This is a genomic window from Staphylococcus americanisciuri, from assembly GCF_024814435.1.
Classification (GTDB): domain Bacteria; phylum Bacillota; class Bacilli; order Staphylococcales; family Staphylococcaceae; genus Staphylococcus; species Staphylococcus americanisciuri.
This window is the reverse complement of sequence record NZ_JANUXY010000003.1, coordinates 224848-242873: the sequence shown is the minus strand read 5'-3', so window position 1 is coordinate 242873 and position 18026 is coordinate 224848. Positions and strand designations below refer to the sequence as shown.

Annotated in this window: 14 protein-coding genes; 12 read left to right on the top strand and 2 right to left on the bottom strand. The window is 40.0% G+C overall.

The window, feature by feature from the left end; all coding sequences use genetic code 11:
• On the top strand, positions 1-794 hold a 794-nt coding region (locus NXS11_RS04575; protein ID WP_259199345.1), incomplete at its 5' end, for an Ig-like domain-containing protein.
• Between the two features lie 363 nt (positions 795-1157).
• Positions 1158-2201: a 2,3-butanediol dehydrogenase gene (locus tag NXS11_RS04570; protein WP_259199344.1), complete on the top strand. Its 1044-nt coding sequence runs from the start codon at positions 1158-1160 to the stop codon at positions 2199-2201.
• Positions 2202-2741: 540 nt separating this feature from the next.
• Here NXS11_RS04570 and NXS11_RS04565 read toward each other — a convergent pair.
• A complete protein-coding gene (locus NXS11_RS04565) occupies positions 2742-3722 on the bottom strand; it encodes a YeiH family protein (protein WP_259199342.1) in 981 nt (326 codons plus the stop codon).
• A 617-nt stretch (positions 3723-4339) separates the two neighbouring features.
• Here NXS11_RS04565 and NXS11_RS04560 point away from each other — a divergent pair.
• The 10 genes from NXS11_RS04560 (at position 4340) to NXS11_RS04515 (ending at position 16153) form a co-directional block, all read left to right on the top strand.
• Positions 4340-5743 (top strand): anthranilate synthase component I, encoded by a 1404-nt coding sequence (locus tag NXS11_RS04560; RefSeq protein ID WP_259199341.1) that lies wholly within the window; start codon positions 4340-4342, stop codon positions 5741-5743.
• The gene (locus NXS11_RS04555) at positions 5740-6324 is read left to right on the top strand and encodes an anthranilate synthase component II (protein ID WP_259199340.1); all 585 of its coding nucleotides are present in this window, start codon (positions 5740-5742) and stop codon (positions 6322-6324) included. The genes NXS11_RS04560 and NXS11_RS04555 overlap by 4 nt, the downstream gene beginning before the upstream one ends.
• A complete protein-coding gene (gene trpD / locus NXS11_RS04550) occupies positions 6308-7324 on the top strand; it encodes an anthranilate phosphoribosyltransferase (RefSeq protein ID WP_259199339.1) in 1017 nt (338 codons plus the stop codon). The genes NXS11_RS04555 and trpD overlap by 17 nt, the downstream gene beginning before the upstream one ends.
• Positions 7308-8090: an indole-3-glycerol phosphate synthase TrpC gene (gene trpC, locus NXS11_RS04545; RefSeq protein ID WP_259199338.1), complete on the top strand. Its 783-nt coding sequence runs from the start codon at positions 7308-7310 to the stop codon at positions 8088-8090. Before trpD ends, trpC begins: the two co-directional genes overlap by 17 nt.
• Positions 8091-8723, top strand: coding sequence for a phosphoribosylanthranilate isomerase (trpF, locus tag NXS11_RS04540; protein WP_259199337.1), 633 nt, complete (start codon positions 8091-8093; stop codon positions 8721-8723). It abuts the gene before it with no gap.
• Positions 8720-9937 (top strand): tryptophan synthase subunit beta, encoded by a 1218-nt coding sequence (gene trpB / locus NXS11_RS04535; RefSeq protein WP_263009908.1) that lies wholly within the window; start codon positions 8720-8722, stop codon positions 9935-9937. Before trpF ends, trpB begins: the two co-directional genes overlap by 4 nt.
• On the top strand, positions 9930-10664 hold the full coding sequence (trpA, locus tag NXS11_RS04530; RefSeq protein WP_259199336.1) for a tryptophan synthase subunit alpha: 735 nt from the start codon (positions 9930-9932) through the stop codon (positions 10662-10664). Before trpB ends, trpA begins: the two co-directional genes overlap by 8 nt.
• Before the next feature lie 93 nt (positions 10665-10757).
• A complete protein-coding gene (locus NXS11_RS04525) occupies positions 10758-12380 on the top strand; it encodes an amidohydrolase (RefSeq protein ID WP_259199335.1) in 1623 nt (540 codons plus the stop codon).
• Between the two features lie 208 nt (positions 12381-12588).
• Positions 12589-14379 carry an ABC transporter transmembrane domain-containing protein gene (locus NXS11_RS04520; RefSeq protein ID WP_259199334.1) on the top strand — a complete coding sequence of 597 codons (1791 nt, stop codon included), beginning with the start codon at positions 12589-12591 and terminating at the stop codon, positions 14377-14379.
• Positions 14363-16153, top strand: coding sequence for an ABC transporter ATP-binding protein (locus NXS11_RS04515; protein ID WP_373319376.1), 1791 nt, complete (start codon positions 14363-14365; stop codon positions 16151-16153). The genes NXS11_RS04520 and NXS11_RS04515 overlap by 17 nt, the downstream gene beginning before the upstream one ends.
• Positions 16154-16210: 57 nt before the next feature.
• Here NXS11_RS04515 and NXS11_RS04510 read toward each other — a convergent pair whose 3' ends face one another.
• Entirely contained in the window at positions 16211-17593 is a 1383-nt protein-coding gene (locus NXS11_RS04510) for an alanine/glycine:cation symporter family protein (protein WP_259199332.1), read from the bottom strand.
• Positions 17594-18026: the final 433 nt, after the last annotated feature.

Below are 18026 nucleotides of genomic sequence, written 5' to 3'. Positions count from 1 at the left end.
ATACTGCTAAAGACACAGAAGCGCCAGAATCACCAATTGTTAATCCTGTGAAACCAGGTGATACAACTGTAACAGGTAAAGGTGAGCCAGGAGCAACAATTACTGTTAAGTTCCCAGATGGTAAAGAGGGAACAACAACAGTAGATAAAGATGGCAACTGGACTGTTAAAGTTCCAGACGGCACTACAATTAAACCAGGTGACGAATTAGATGTGACTGCGACAGACAAAGCAGGCAATAAATCAGATGTCACAAAAGTCAAAGTATCTAATACTGCTAAAGACACAGAAGCGCCAGAATCACCAATTGTTAATCCTGTGAAACCAGGTGATACAACTGTAACAGGTAAAGGTGAGCCAGGAGCAACAATTACTGTTAAGTTCCCAGATGGTAAAGAAGGCAAAGTAACAGCAGATAAAGATGGCAACTGGACTGTTAAAGTTCCAGATGGCACAATGATTAAAGCAGGCGATAAACTTATTGTGACAGCTACTGATGAAGCAGGAAACACTTCAGCACCAACAGAAGTTATTGTTAAAGATACAAACAATAACGGTATGAATAATGGCAAGACAGATATGGATTCAAAAGGCAAAGTGAATGATACGGGTAACATGAGCACAATGCCTAGTACAAAAGCTTCTAAAGATATGAACAATAAAGGCAAAGACATGAAAGAGTTACCAGAAACAGGTAATGAATCAACAAATGCGCCATTGTTTGGAAGCTTAATTGCAGCACTTGGTTCATTATTCTTATTCGGCAGACGTCGTAAAGAACAAGAAGAAAAATAATAAATAGTGATTTATATTAAATGAGAACTCGGGTATGACTCGGGTTCTCTTTTTCGATTTTAAGAGGTTTAAGCCGATATATATTAATACTAAACGTTATTCAAAGTAGAAAAATAAGAGGGAGATCAATAGCTGATGAGGTGAAAATAAATGCTTTAAGTTATTTTGGCTTCCGGTTTATCAATGAATTCAATTTTAGTTTTTCTCTCCATAATGGAAGTTTAGTCTGAATTATTAACATAGATAAAACACAATTTCACAATTTATATAAAAAATATAATTATTATAAAATAGAGTGAAATTCCTTGAAAGTGATTTTGAAAAGTCCTAGTATTAAGGTGTAAATAAAAGGAGGTTAGACCTATGAAAGCAGCAGTATGGTATGGTCAAAAAGATGTACGTGTTGAGGAGAGAGCACCCAAGTCATTAAAGGATAATGAAGTAAAGGTCAAAGTAACATGGGCAGGTATTTGTGGTACGGACTTACACGAATATTTAGAAGGACCTATTTTCATTTCGACTGACACACCGGATCCGTTTCTAGGTCAAACAGCACCTGTAACGTTAGGTCATGAATTTGCTGGCGTTGTTGAAGAAGTGGGTGCTGATGTAACACAATTTAAAAAAGGTGATAGAGTGGTGGTCAATCCAACTGTCTCACATCGTGAAAAAGAAGAGAATATCGACTTATATGATGGGTATTCATTTATTGGTTTAGGTGCAGATGGCGGTTTTGCGGAGTTTACCAATGTACCAGAGATGAATGTATACAAATTACCTGACAACGTGTCTGATAAAGAAGGTGCGTTAGTCGAACCAACAGCAGTAGCGGTACAGTCTATTAAAGAAGGAGAAGTCCTTTTCGGTGACACGGTAGCTGTATTTGGTGCAGGACCAATTGGTTTATTAACAATTATTGCAGCAAAAGCAGCGGGTGCAAGTAAAATTTTTGTTTTTGACTTATCTGAAGAGCGCCTAGCCAAAGCAAAAGAAGTGGGCGCAACATTCGCAGTTAATTCTAGTAAAGAAGATCCTAAAGAAATTATCACAAAACATACTAATGGCGGCGTAGATGTCACGTTTGAAGTAGCGGGTGTGGCTTCAACACTCGAAGCGTCAATCGATGTAACAAGAGCACGCGGTACAGTTGTGATCGTATCCATCTTTGGTCATCCGATTGAATGGCATCCAATGCAACTTACTAACACAGGTGTGAAATTAACATCAACAATCGCTTATACACCAACAACATTCCAACAAACGATTGACCTTATTAGTGAAGGTAACTTAGATGTTAAAAGTGTTGTTACAGATGAAATTGAACTGGAAAATATTGTAGAAGCCGGTTTTGAACAACTAGTTAATGACAAATCACAAGCGAAAATTCTAGTAAAATTGAATGGTTAGCATGTCACCCTCGTATAACTTATGTCATACGGGGGTTTATTGATGCTTTTGACATGGATAATAATAACTCGGTAGTAGAGGTGATTAGAGTCCATTGTGAAATGGCATTTAAAAGGAGTCGTCGGATGCACACGACACTTACATTGGCGAACAGAGATATTATACAAAGTGATATAGAGTGAACGAATCTGCCAGACAAGATAAAACCCGATACTATATGATAAATTATGTAGTGAGATAAGTGGGTTTGTCGAGAGATGGACGCTGACGATGTAATGAGTACTGCTTATTCCTGAAAGAAGTACATGGTGTTTGAATAAAATAATTTTACAAGTGGGGAATGATTCCATTAGTCGAACTTTCAGAGTTAGCGGATACAGAGTATGGAATTGATAAACATGAGGTAGTGTGAGAGACAGATGAGACATTAATAGAAAGTGTTATTCCAATTGAGGTGAATGGTAGAGAAAACGGTAGTTGGCAGGAGTGAAATGTGTTTTTCAAGCTTTTTTCACTCCTACGCTCTTCTACTCGATTATTTTACGGTAATATACATACTAAAATGATTAAGCTAACAATTATCAAACTTACCCACAGTAAAAGACCAAACAAGATAGGTTTGAAACCTGCTTGTCTGAAATAGCTGAATTTAACGGTGAGACCAACACCTGCCAATGCGATGGTGATTAAAAAATGAGCGAGTTGTCGAAATATATGGATGACGGAATCTGAAAAATTAAAAACAGTACTGATGAGTGCAGCTACTAAAAACCATAGAATGAACTTTGGAATAGATTGATACCATGGTTGTTGAACTTGCTTTACTGAAGTTCTTTGCTTAGTCATCCACAAAGCGAGACCAAGTGTGATTGGAATGATAAATAATGTACGCGTGAGTTTGACAATGGTAGCAACTTCTAAAGCTTGTTGTCCATATACAGCACTTGCAGCAACGACACTTGAAGTATCATTGATGGCGGTACCGGCGAAAAAGCCAAATGTCTCTTGATTCATATGCAAAGCATGTCCCAATGGTGGAAAGATGATGACAGCTATTAGGTTGAAAAGAAAGACCGTAGACAAGCTTAACGCGATGATGTCTTCTTTTGCTTTAATGACAGGGCTTGTTGCAGCAATGGCAGAGCCACCGCATATTGAAGTGCCGACACCAATTAAGATACCTAAAGATGTCTCGATTTTTAATAATTTAATGAGTAATAGGCTCATGATGCCACAGAATAATAATGTGATTATGAGAATAGGTAAAGATTTTAAGCCGACTGTGCCAATTGCGTGAAAGCTTAAAGTGAAACCCAAAGCAATGATACTGTAATGTAATATTTGTTTACTACTATACTGGATACCGGGTCTAAATGATGTTGGTAGTGTAATGGTATTGTTGATAATCATACCGATAACGATGGCAAAGACGGCGCTTCCAACGATAGGAAAGATACTGCCGAGACTTGTTGACAGCACAGCGATGCTAATGGTGAGTATAAGACCTTTAAGTCGGAACATAGAAAAGACTCCTTTTTGATAGGTTAACTCAAGTATAAGCATCTCTGTCATATTGTGCAATGTGTTTTAGAACGGTATAAGATGATTAAAATAACTGTTTTAAATCAGAAAGTATTGACACGTATATCAAACACCTGTATAGTATGAATTACAAAAAATAGAGCGATTGATAAGTAGTGTTTGTAATGTGTAGCATTCAGAAAACTAACGCTTGATGGAAGTTAGTACACAGCAAAGATGAATTGGGCAGTCGTTAAAGACAAAAGAATGATTCAAGTCAAAGTGAACATGTTAATCATGTTAATTAAGGTGGCACCACGGTAACGCGTCCTTAACAATGCGTTTCTGTGGTGTTTTTATATTTTATAAATGATGTATATCGTGAGGACAAATAGAGTAGTTGTCAGTGATGGTAGTTTCAGAAAGTGAACGGTTGATGCGAGTTCACACCAGCTGATGATGAACTGGGTTTGTCTGGAAGCAGCCAATTCAATAGATGTCAGAGTGGATAGCTATATGATAAATAGTTATCAAGAGAGGTGGTACCGCGTGTAAGCGTCCTTTTATTGGGATGTAACATGCGGTTTTTATTATGTGAGAGAAAAGGGAGGATTAAGATGGAAGTATACTATCGTGTCATAGATGCACCGGTAAATCCAGAGACATTAGCGCGTCATAAGCAACATAAAATATTATTTGAAAGTGCGACAACAAATCAAACGAAAGGGCGTTATTCTATTTTAGCTTTTGATGCCTATGGTGAGATGATTTTGACGGATAAGGCATTGACAGTAAAAACGCCACAACAGACAGAAGTGATTGATCAACGACCTTTAGAGGCTTTGAAGGCACGTGTTGCGCAACAAAAAGTAGAAGTGACTGATGAGCAACTGAAGATTTTACCATTTATCTCAGGGTTCATGGGAGCATTCAGTTTTGATTTTGTTCGCCATGCCTATCCAACGTTACAACAATATCCTATTGAAGGATCAGGGAATGATGTATATCTCTATATGATAGAACAAGTATATGTGTTCGATCATTTTAAAGAATGTGTGTATGTGATTGCAACGAACTTATTTTCAGGTGATTCAATAGAGGTGTTACAACGTCGTGTGATGGAGATGATAGATGAGTTTGCAAAAGTAGAATTATTTGAACCACCATTGGAGGTGCAATTGCCAGCGAAAGAAATTGTGACATCTGTTGATGATCAGACTTTTAAACAATACGTTGCTGATTTGAAAGCATACATCCATCAAGGAGATATGTTTCAGGTGGTGCCATCGCGTATTTATCGATATACACATCATTTTGGCGACCACCGTGACAGATACACATTCCGCTTATTTCAAAGGTTGAAACGAAATAATCCAAGTCCGTATTTGTTCTATGTCAATATGGGAGAAGATATTTTGGTAGGGAGTTCGCCAGAGAGCTTTGTGAAGGTCAAGGGGTTGGAGGTGATGACGAATCCCATTGCAGGTACCATACGTCGTGGACAAGATGAGCATGAGGATCAGCAGTTGGCAGATAGCTTGCTGAGTGATGAGAAAGAATTGAGTGAGCATCGCATGCTGGTAGATTTGGGACGTAACGATATTTTGAGAATTGCAGAACCAGGATCATTACATATCCCGCAATTGATGACGATTGAGCGCTATGAACACGTGATGCATATTGTCAGTGAAGTGACGGGACATTTACCAGCTGACTACTCACCAATTGATGTTATTGCTAGTTTGTTGCCAACAGGAACCGTTTCTGGTGCACCCAAGCTCCGAGCGATTCAACGTATTTATGAGCAGCAACCTGTTCGCCGTGGCGTATACAGTGGGGGGGTTGGTTATATCAATTGTAATCATGACTTAGACCTGGCATTGGCGATTCGTACGATGGTCATCGATGAGACAGAAGTTCGTGTTGAAGCTGGCTGTGGTGTGGTTTATGACTCAGTTCCTGAAAAAGAGTTGGAGGAAACACGCCTAAAAGCGAAAAGTTTGTTGGAGGTGACATTATGATATTAATGATTGATAACTATGATTCATTTACATACAATTTGGTTGATTTGTTACGTGTTCATAATGATGTAGAAGTTGTTTATCCAGATGACCCTCATGTTTTAAAGTATGAACCATCGGCGGTTGTGTTATCGCCAGGGCCAGGCCATCCGAATGATAATAATCTATTAACACGTATTATTGAACATTATCATGATCTACCTATTTTAGGCATTTGTTTAGGTGCTCAAGCGTTGTACCACTATTATGGCGGTACAGTGGATGTTGGTGAGCGCATTGTGCATGGCAAAATTGACCATATTTGCTTTGAGGCACCTTCAAAACTGTACGACGATATATCTGAATATTCGGATATTATGCGTTACCATTCACTCATTTGTTTACGTGATACATTACCAGATGAGTTAGTAGTCACAGGGAGCACAGATGACTGTATTCAATCTTTTGAGCATCGGATGTATCCCCATTATGGTATACAGTATCATCCAGAATCCTTTGCTAGTCCGGATGTTGCACACCTTATTACTAACTTTATGAATATCATCAAATTGGAGGAAACTAAAGATGACGTTACTCTATGACTTAATGCATTATCACAATCTCAATGAGATACAAATACAACAATTTATTAAGACGTTGCTATCTGAAAAGACGGATATTGCTGAGAAACTTTCATTACTTACAGCGTTTACGATGAAAGGTGCAACAGCTGACGAACTTTATGGTTTGAGTCGAACGTTAATTCAGACAATGTACCCCGAACAGCCACACTTGTCAGGTAGTCTATGTGTCTGTGGCACAGGTGGGGATGGTTCAAATAGTTTCAACATTTCGACAACAGTGGCTTTTGTGGTTGCTGCTGCGGGTGCTAAGGTGGTCAAGCATGGTAACAAAAGTGTGACATCGCAATCGGGCAGTGTCGACATTTTGGAAGCACTGAATGTGCCAACTGTACAAGTAGCAGATGTTGCACACCAAGTGGCAGCAACGAACTTAGCATTTCTAAGTGCGACGAATACGTATCCCATTATGCGTCATCTCCAACCGGTTCGGCAGCAATTACCGGTACCTACTGTGTTTAACTTGCTTGGACCGATTATTAATCCTTTTGCGTTAGACTATCAAGTCATGGGGGTTTATGACAAAACAAAAATGGTGGATATTGCTCAGACATTGCACAGATTAGGACGACAACGGGCGCTTGTCGTACATGGTGCAAATGGTATGGATGAGGCAACATTGTCTGGCGATAATACGATTGTTGAAGTGAATCAAGAGACGGGGCTGCAAGAATATGCGTTGAATGCTCAAGATGTTGGATTGCGTTATGCAGAAGATACAGAACTTATTGGAGGCACACCTGAGGAAAATAAAGAGATTACATTGGGCATTTTACAGGGGGAAGATGTATCGTGTCGTCGAGATGTTGTGTTATTGAATGCAGGCTTAGCACTGTACGCAGCACAATGTGTTGAGACAATTGCGGAAGGTATTGTACTTGCACGTCAAACAATTGATCAAGGAGCCGCGTATCAACAGTATATAAAGAGTAGGGGGTGTCAGTATGACGATATTAGATGATATTGTTGCTTACAAACACATGTTGTTGCAGTCAGGTTATTATGATGCATTGTTAGATGAATTACCAGCAGTTAACGTTACGCATAAGCAGGCGTTACAAACTATAATAGCGCAAGATAATCGTATCGGAGTTATTGCAGAAGTAAAATCAAAAAGTCCATCCGTGTCAGATATCCCCGTTCGAGATTTAGAAGCTCAAGTCATTGAATATACCCAAGCAGGTGCTTCAGCTATTTCCATTTTAACGGACGAAAAATATTTTGGTGGTAGTTTTGAACGCCTTGTTAACCTAACACAACATACATCGTTGCCTGTGTTGTGCAAGGACTTCATTATCCATAAGAAACAAATTGATGTGGCTCATCGTGCAGGTGCATCGCTTATCTTGCTCATTGTGAACATATTATCTGATGATGAATTGCAAGTGTTACATGATTATGCAAACTACAAAGGGCTAGAAGTATTAGTGGAAGTACATGATGAAGAAGAACTTGAACGTGCATTAGAGATTAATCCTACATTCATTGGTGTGAACAATCGAGACTTAAGAACATTTAAAACGAATGTTCAACATACGTTGGATATGCTTAAAACACGCGTACCAGGCATACATTATATTTCAGAGAGTGGCATTAGAACAGCGGAAGACGTTACAAAGCTGGTAACTTCTGGTATTGATGGCATTCTTGTTGGTGAAACATTGATGAAATCAGACGATGTGAGTAGCACGTTGACACAATTGAGAGTGTATAAGGAGGCACGCTAAATGTATGTAAAATATTGTGGCTTTACACGATTACAAGATGTACATTCAGCATGTGAGTGTGACATAAATGCAATTGGCTTTGTGATGTATCCATTGAGTGCACGCTATGTGGATTTGGCAGCGGTCAAACGATTGTCAGCAGAGATTCCAGCACATATCGATCGTGTTGCAGTAACCGTTAATATGCCGCACAACATGCTCCAACGACTTGTTCAAGAGACCCATATTAATACGGTGCAACTTCATGGCGACGAACCAGTGACATACATTCAACAATTGCGCATGTTATTACCAGATATTCAAGTATTCAAAGCGCTGAAAGGGACTGAGACACTTGCGAAACAGATTGACCAATATGCATCGTATGTTGATCGCTTATTGGTGGATACACCGTCTCATATGTATGGGGGAATGGGAGGTATGTTTGATTGGCGTGTGTTAGATAATGTATCGCTCGAAAAAATTGTTATTGCAGGTGGTTTGAATCGAGAGACATTACCGACATTAATCGCACAGGTGCCACATGTTAAAGGCATCGATATTGCAAGTGGCATTGAAGGGGAGCAAAAAGGATATAAATCATTACAAAAAATGAAGGCAATCCAACATTATTTAGGAGGCATTGAATCATGACAAAGATACAATTACATGCAGATGAACAGGGTTTTTTCGGGCGTTATGGTGGTCGTTATGTGCCAGAAACGTTGATGCCAGCTATTTTGGAGTTAAAAGACGCATATGAAGCTGCGAAACAAGATAAGACCTTTCAAGAAACGTATCATCGGTATTTAAAAGAATACGTAGGGCGAGAATCTCCACTAACTTACGCTGCGTCATTGACAGAACAATTGGGTGGCGCAAAAATCTATTTAAAAAGAGAAGATTTGAATCATACGGGCGCACATAAAATCAATAATGCTTTAGGGCAAGCATTACTTGCTCGTCGCATGGGTAAAAAGAAGCTTGTTGCCGAAACAGGTGCCGGCCAGCATGGTGTGGCAAGTGCGACCGTTGCAGCGCTATTTGATATGGAATTGATTGTTTTTATGGGTGAGGAAGATATTAAACGTCAACAGTTAAACGTCTTTCGTATGGAATTGCTTGGAGCCAAAGTCGTATCGGTAACAGATGGTCAAGGGACGTTGTCTGATGCGGTGAACAAGGCGCTACAATATTGGGTGGCACATGTGGATGATACGCATTACTTATTGGGGTCAGCGTTAGGACCAGATCCATTTCCAACGATGGTACGAGACTTCCAACGTGTTATTGGAGATGAAATTAAAACAGCTGTCCAAAATCGAGAAGGACGCTTGCCAGACGCTGTAGTTGCTTGTATTGGTGGAGGGTCGAATGCCATTGGGACATTTTATCCATTCATTGAAGATGACAGCGTGAAGCTTTACGGTGTGGAAGCGGCAGGTGAAGGCGCGCATACAAATCGTCATGCACTCGCTCTGAACTGTGGGGACGTAGGTGTTTTACATGGTGCCAAGATGTATCTTATTCAAGATGATAATCACCAAATCGCACAAGCACATTCGATTTCAGCCGGTTTGGATTATCCAGGCGTAGGTCCCGAACATAGCTATTATCATGAAATTGGTCGTGTAAACTATGTTTCTGCAACCGATGATGAGGCAATGCAAGCACTTATACGTTTTTCTCAAGCAGAAGGGATTATCCCAGCAATTGAAAGTGCACATGCGATTAGTTATGTTGAAAAACTCGCACCTCAAATGGATAAAGAGCAGATTATTGTCGTGACGGTCTCTGGTCGTGGAGATAAAGATATGGAGACGATTCGAACATATATGAAAGAACAAGGCGGTGAAGCACATGCGTAAACAATTTGTGACCTATATTATGGGCAACATGGACTTTATCGACAACTTAAAAACATTGGAACATGCAGGTGCGGATTTTGTAGAAATTGGTGTTCCGTTCTCAGATCCAGTGGCAGATGGTCCAGTTATTATGGCAGCAGGTCAACGTGCGATTCAACAAGGTATGACGGCACAACGCATTCTTGAAACATTGACAGCACATAAAGAAACGATACAAGTCAAATATCTATTGATGACCTATATGCATACGATTGAATCTTATGGTGAAGCAGCATTTATTCGTGATGCAGAAGCGGCAGGTGTTTACGGTTTGATTATTCCAGATATGCCAGCTGAATATATTGCAGAATTAAAAGCACGTTATCCTGAACGTCAACTTAAGCTGATTTCACTGATTGCGATGACTGCAGACACAGAACGTATTCAAACGATTGCACGTCAGGCAGAAGGTTTTATTTATACGGTTACGATGAATCAAGTTACGGGTCAAAACGGCGAATTTCATCCGGAATTACGTAAGAAGTTAGGACTCATCCAACGCAATAGTGATGTACCAGTGTTTACAGGGTTTGGCATTCGCACAGCAGAACAAGTACAACAATTGGCAACGATCGCAGACGGCATTATTATCGGCAGTGAAATTGTGAAGCGCTTTGAGTCAGATACACAGGCAGAGACAGTGCAATATTTGTCAGGTATTCGTCAGACATTGGACACGGTAGAATAGCAATAAAATGGGACGATGAGATCTTAATAGAAGATTTCCGTCCCGTTTTTTTATAAGCTAAGGATAAATGAGGGAAGCAAAGGGGAGGGGCATATGCAACAAATAACACGACTCGTCAATGCGATGATTATCGATATGACACAGGAACACCCACCGTATTTAGGAACGATTAAAATAGAAAATGGCATCATCATACATATAGAAAAACAAGGGCATATATATGAAATAACAGAAGCTAACACAGTGTTAGATGTCCAAGGACAGTACGTCATACCCGGTATGATTGATACACACAGTCACATTATCATGGGAAGCGTTCAGAATCCCTTTCCCTCATGTGCAGGCATCACATCTATCGCCGCACTCATCGACACCATGCGTCAGATTTTACCCAACACTTCGCTCACACCGAACGGTTGGTTGAAAATTGTCGGTTATGAAGCGGAGCAATTTTCCGAACAACGTCATCCAACACGCCACGACTTGGATCAGATCAGTTCAGACATTCCAATTTTGTTGGAACATGCGTCCTTCCATTCAGTCGTGTTGAACACCGTTGCACTAGAACGTGTCGGCATCGAATTGACAGACGTTGACCCTCCGCAAGCCTTTTACACACGTGACACAACGGGGAGGCTTACGGGGCATATTTGTGACTTCTATTCGATCCCGAGTGCGAAACGTCAGTCGCCGCAACTCGTGCCTGAATACATTGCGGCATGTCTTAACGAAGGCGTTGCCATATACCTGCGAGCTGGCATCACAGAACTGAGTGAGCTCAACGTTGGTGGCTTATACGGCAAAAGCGAAGTGGAAGGGGTATGTCAATTCTTGGCGACCCCACAACGTATTCGCAGCCGTTGGACGTTGCAAGCTGATACATTGAATGCATATCCTGAGTATCGCAGAACGACACATAACGATTGGGCGATACGTTTTCGTCAGCATTCAAAGGGTATGGCAAACGCTAACGGTGTCAAGTTCTTCGCAGACGGTACGATGGCGTTGCGAACAGCAGCATTATCGTCTGCCTACGCAGATGGATATCAGGCACCCGACCCGGTCATAACGGTAGATGAGATGTATCGTCAGTTTGTTGACTTTCAACAACGTGGATATCATCTCATCACACATGCGATTGGTGACGTGGCCATTCAGCGTACATTAGAGGCATATATAGCCACGGCACCCTATCGTAATACGACGTGCCGTCATCGCATCGAACACTTACATACGGTAACACCCAAGCAGCTGCAATTGATGGCACAATATGACATTGGGGGTTCGTTTTTTACGAATCAAATTGCAGCAACAGGAGAACGTTTACGCACGGAGTTGCTAGGGCAGGAACGCGTACAACACATTTTTCCAACTGAAACGGCACGCATGTTAGGGGTATGTTATACGTTACATGCGGATACACCGGTAACGCCCATTGAACCACTGCACTTGATGCATCATGCTTGTGAGCGACGCACAAGTGCGAATGTGCAGATTGGGGCAGCTGAGTGCTTGTCACGATATGCTGCCTTAGCTGCGATGACGTGTGACGCAGCAATGTTGAACGGTGCGACAGGTAAGCAAGGTGTAATTCAACCTGGAGCGAATGCGGACTTAGTCTGTCTAACGGGGAATCCATTGGATAAAAGTGTCTCATTGCTAGATATAGGTGTGTTGCGAACGATAGTAGCTGGTAAAGTGGTATACGAGCGCTAACGAGTGAGATATAGGTATTGATATTGGGTGAAGATGGGAAGTTAAATATAGGGTGTTAAGAGGTATAGTATGTAAGAGATAAGAAAAAACTATAAGTCTCAATTGCTTTGTCTCATGAGATAATTTGTATATGATAGAAGATACAACAAATTATTGTGATTTCTAATGAATCGTCAGTAGAGATAAATGCAGTATGGAGGTGATGTGCATGAAGGTGTTTCGAGAGTTGAGTTGGTTTTTAAAACAAGAAAGAAAGCGTTATATCATCGCATTTACGGCGATGATTGTAACGACATTTTGCAGTTTAATGCCCCCAAAAATTATTGGGCTTGTGATTGACCATATTACGAATAAAACTTTAACACCTCGTTTGTTAGTGATGTATTTACTTATTATTTTCGGGTTAGGGATTGCGGTGTATTTATTACGTTTTATTTCACGCATGCAGTTGTTTGGGGCAAGTGCGAAGTTAGGGCGCATATTACGTGAACGTTTATATGCTAAATATACGTTGATGAGCCCGTCGTTTTATCAAAAATATCGTACGGGGGATTTAATGGCACATGCGACTAATGATATTCGTGCAGTTCAAAGTTCTGCAGGTATTGGTGTGATGACGATAGGGGATGCGCTCATTACTGGGGGAATGACGTTGGCAATGATGGCGATAACTGTGAGTCCTAAGCTAACACTTATTGCTATTTTGCCACTGCCTATTCTTGTTATGGCAACGAATTATTACGGACGTTTATTACATAAAACATTTAAAGAGGCACAGGCATCTTTTAGTGAGATGAATGATAAAACACAAGAAAGTATTGCGGGGATTAAAGTAATTAAATCATTCGGTTATGAAGTGGACGATGAGGAAGATTTCCGTAAGTTGAGTGATGATGTTGTATCCAAAAATATGCGCGTCGCAAAGATTGATGCATTGTTTGATCCGACGATTCAGTTAGTATTAGGAAGTAGTTATTTACTCAGCATGATATTTGGCGCTATGATGATAATGAACGGTGAACTGACGATTGGAGCGCTCGTGACATTTACCACTTATCTAAGTATGCTGGTATGGCCGTTATTGGCGTTAGGGTTTTTCTTTAATATTGTACAGCGCGGCCATGCATCGTATGATCGCATTCGTCAAATTGAACAAGTGGAGAATGACATACAAGAAAGTAGTGATACAGGAGAAAAGCCATCTGGAAATATTACATTCGATATTCAAGCTTTTCAATTTCCTAAAGATTCAACACCGCGTCTTCACGATATTAAGTTCACCTTGGTACCAGGCATGACAATTGGCATTGTGGGTAGTACCGGCTCAGGTAAAAGTTTGTTATTACGGTTGTTGTTGCGTGAATTCGACACTGCGCAACCATCTGATATTCAATATGGTGATAAACCGATTCGTGATTATGCATTGGATCAGCTACGGGCACAATTTGGCTATGTGCCACAAGAACACTTTTTATTCTCATCAACCATTCGTGGGAATATTGCGTTCAGCCAACCGGATGTTACGGATGATGTCCTTTATCGTGCGAGTCAGTTGAGTCATATTCATCGTGATATTATGGCGCTTCCTGATGGTTATGATACAGTTGTTGGTGAACGTGGTGTATCGTTATCTGGTGGTCAGAAACAGCGGATATCCATTGCGCGTGCACTGATGACGGATCCAGAAGTATTGATTTTGGACGATGCATTATCAGCTGTGGATGCTGAAACAGAAGCAGCTATTTTGCACAATTTGAAACAGACACGTCAAGGTAAAACCAATATGATTACAGCACATCGCATGAGTGCAGTGATGCATGCCGATATGATTTTGGTTATGCGTGATGGTACGATTATTGAACGTGGCACACATGATGTGTTGCTTGACCAGGGTGGTTGGTATGCAGAGACTTTCCATGCCCAAGCGATGCAAGCCCGTCTGAGGGAAGATTTAACACAGCAAGTAGAGAGGGGTGAGCATGATGGCAAGACTTTCTAATGAAACAGCGAAGCAACTATCTGCAAAGGAACAGCTGCAAGTCTTATTGCGATTGTTACGCTATACATTGCCATTTAAAAAGCTCATTGCCTTTGCATTTATCAGTCTTGGTATCTCAATTGCTGCGAGTATGAGTATTCCGTATATGGTGAAGATTTTTATTGATGATTATTTGTTGAATGGTACGATGACGAGGCAACAAGTTATTTGGCTGTTCATGGGTTTTATTGTCATTCAAATGATAGGTGCCATTACGACTTATTTGAGTGTATATTATTTACAACATCTTGCTTTGAAAGTTATTCAACAATTGCGTATTGATGCTTTTCATGACATTACACGTTTGGGCATGGCATTTTTTGATGAAACACCGAGTGGCAGTATTGTTTCAAGATTAACGAATGATACCGAGGCGATTATCGAGATGTTTACCGGTGTGTTAACATCCTTTTTACAAGCCTTTTTCATGATTATTGCTAGCTTTATTATGATGTTTATTTTAGATATTCGCATGGCGTTCTTTGCGATGATCTTTGTACCGTTAATCGTGGGCGTATTAGCGTTATATCGTCGGCTTGCGTCAGTATACTTTAATGCAACACGTCAACGCTTGTCAGATTTGAATGCCAAGTTAGCAGAATCGATTGAAGGCATGAAGATTATTCAAGTGTTCAATCAACAGCAACGATTAAGACGTGAATTCGGTAAGATCAATGATGAACATTATGAGCAGACAATCAAGACAGTGCGTTTGGATAGTTTAATGTTACGGCCTGCAATGACCATGCTTTCGACTTTTGCGACGGTTATGATTTTAGCGTATTTTGGTATATTGAGTTTTAGTGAAACTGTTACAGCCGGTGTGATTTACGCTTTTATCCAATATATGCAACGCTTTTTTGAGCCCGTCAATCAAGTGAGTCAAAACTTAAATATTTTCCAACAAGCGATTGTATCGGCAAGTCGTGTATTTAATATGATGGATAACGAAACAGCAGCGCCACGCCAACAAGCCGATCAAACAGCAACGATTCAACAAGGACGTATCGAATTTAAAAATGTTAGTTTTAGTTATGACGGTAAGAATGATGTGTTACATGATATTTCATTTACAGTCGAACCTGGGCAAACGGTGGCACTTGTAGGACATACAGGTTCGGGTAAAAGTACGATTGCCAATCTCTTTATGCGCTTTTATGAGTTCGAGCGCGGAGATATCTTTATTGATGGCGTATCGATTAAGCAGTATTCACACCAAATACTGAAACAGAATATTGGACTCGTGCTACAAGACCCTTTTATTTTCTATGGGACTGTCGCATCTAATATTCGTTTGTATCATCCAACCATGACCTTTGAACAAGTTGAAGCGGCAGCAAAGTTTGTACATGCGCATGACTTCATTATGCATTTACCAGATGGTTATGAGCATGAAGTGATTGAACAAGGACGTGCTTTTTCAAGTGGACAACGTCAGTTAATTGCTTTTGCACGTACGATGGCAATGGATCCGAAAATCCTCTTACTTGATGAAGCGACCGCCAATATTGATTCCGAGACAGAAGAAGCAATTCAGCAATCATTAACAAAAATGCGTCATGGTCGTACAACATTGGCAATTGCACATCGCTTATCGACCATTCAAGATGCCGATCAAATCCTCGTATTGAACAAAGGCGTTATTACAGAACGTGGCACACATGATGAATTGCTCGCACAACGTGGCATCTACTATAACTTGTATCAGTTACAGTTGCGAGGAGAGTTAATGTAATAAGAATGCGTACACAAAAACGACCACACATTTAGCGGTGGTCGTTTTTGTATATGCCTATGCTTGATGAATAGACGGTCTGAAATAATCATCTGTTTCTTGCTTAATAACTTTGTATAACAATAAGATACCAATTAAGTTAGGAATCATCATTAATGCGTTTGCGACGTCAGCAAAAAGCCAAACTGTACGTAAATCTGCAACTGTTCCTAAAAATGTTGCGCCAACATAAACAACGCCATATAACATTACGTATTTTACGCCGAATAAGTATTCGAAACATTTTGCCCCGTATACAAACCAAGCAATGATTGTGGAGAATCCGAAAAAGATAACAGATAATGAAACCACATATTCACCTAATACGCCTAAACTAGAACCAAAAGCAACACTTGTTAAGGCACCTGCTTCTAGTTTTGGATCATGTGGGACACCAGACAGTAAGCCACCGCTTGGATCCCAGAAACCTGTTACGAGTAAAACAAGCGCAGTCATTGTACATACAACAATCGTTACAATGAAAGTACCTGTCATCGCAACGAGTGCTTGAATCGCAGGATGCCCTGATTTCGCATTACCTGAGATTAAAGCAACAGTTCCTAAACCAGCTTCGTTTGAGAAAATTCCTTTTGATACACCGTTTTGAACGGCTTGCATAACCATAATACCTGTGAAGCCCCCTGCAGCTGATACAGGTGTAAAAGCATATTGGAAGATTAAACCAAAAGCTGGGATAATCTTGTCATAATTAATAATGATAATTGTTACGGATGCGCCAATATAGAAAATAGCCATCATTGGAACAAAAACACCAGCAACATTACTAATGCGTTTCAAACCACCAAAGATAATCAATGAAATCAAAATGGCTAAAATAATTCCTGTAATAAAGCCATTAATATTGAATGAGTTAGTCATAACATCAGCAATCGTGTTAGACTGTACACTGTTTCCGATACCTAGAGCAGCAAAAGCGCCAAACATCGCAAAAGCGACTGCTAGAAATTTGAAACGAGATCCTAGCCCTTTTTCTATGTAGTACATTGGACCACTTGAGAATTCACCGTTGGCATTTTGTTCACGATATTTCATCGCTAACAGTGCCTCGGCATATTTTGTTGTCATCCCAAGTAAACCAACAACCCACATCCAGAAGACCGCACCAGGACCACCTAGCGTTACTGCAGTCGCTACCCCTGCGATGTTCCCGTTACCAATCATTCCGGCAAGTGAAGTCATCAAAGCTTTAAAGTTACTAATATCGCCTTCGCTTTCGGCATCTTTTTTATCTGGGACGAAAGCAAGTTTGAAAGCATGAAATAGTTTAGTAAATTGCATGCCTTTTAACACAAAGGTCAAAAAGAGACCTGTCCCAGATAACAAAATTAAACTTGGGGCACCCCATAAGAGCCCGTTAATTTTTTCTAGGATTTCTATCACATATAACCCCTCCAGTATATTCACTTCATAAGTAAACGCTTTCGTTATTATAGTACAAATTAAAATAAAATGTAAAATATCATTTCTGTCACACTATTTTCATATAATGATAAATAGTGATTGCCCTTTAAGATGATTACTTTAAGTAGATATATAACATAAAAATAGCAAGCATACGTTTGTTTATGAAATGGTACGATTGATATAGTTTAGAATCGCACTATAAAATTTTACATCTTTTGCTTACAAAAATCTACTCGAATTAAAAAAATACAACAAAAAACAATAAGAAATTCAAAGTAAATGATTTATAAAGTTTTTAAATAAGAAACAAAAAATAGAATAGATGATGATGCTGTTTGATATTTTATAATAGCTTTTGTGTGGAAGGGTTACAAGTGTAGTAAAGAAAAGGGGGGATTATAGATATTTT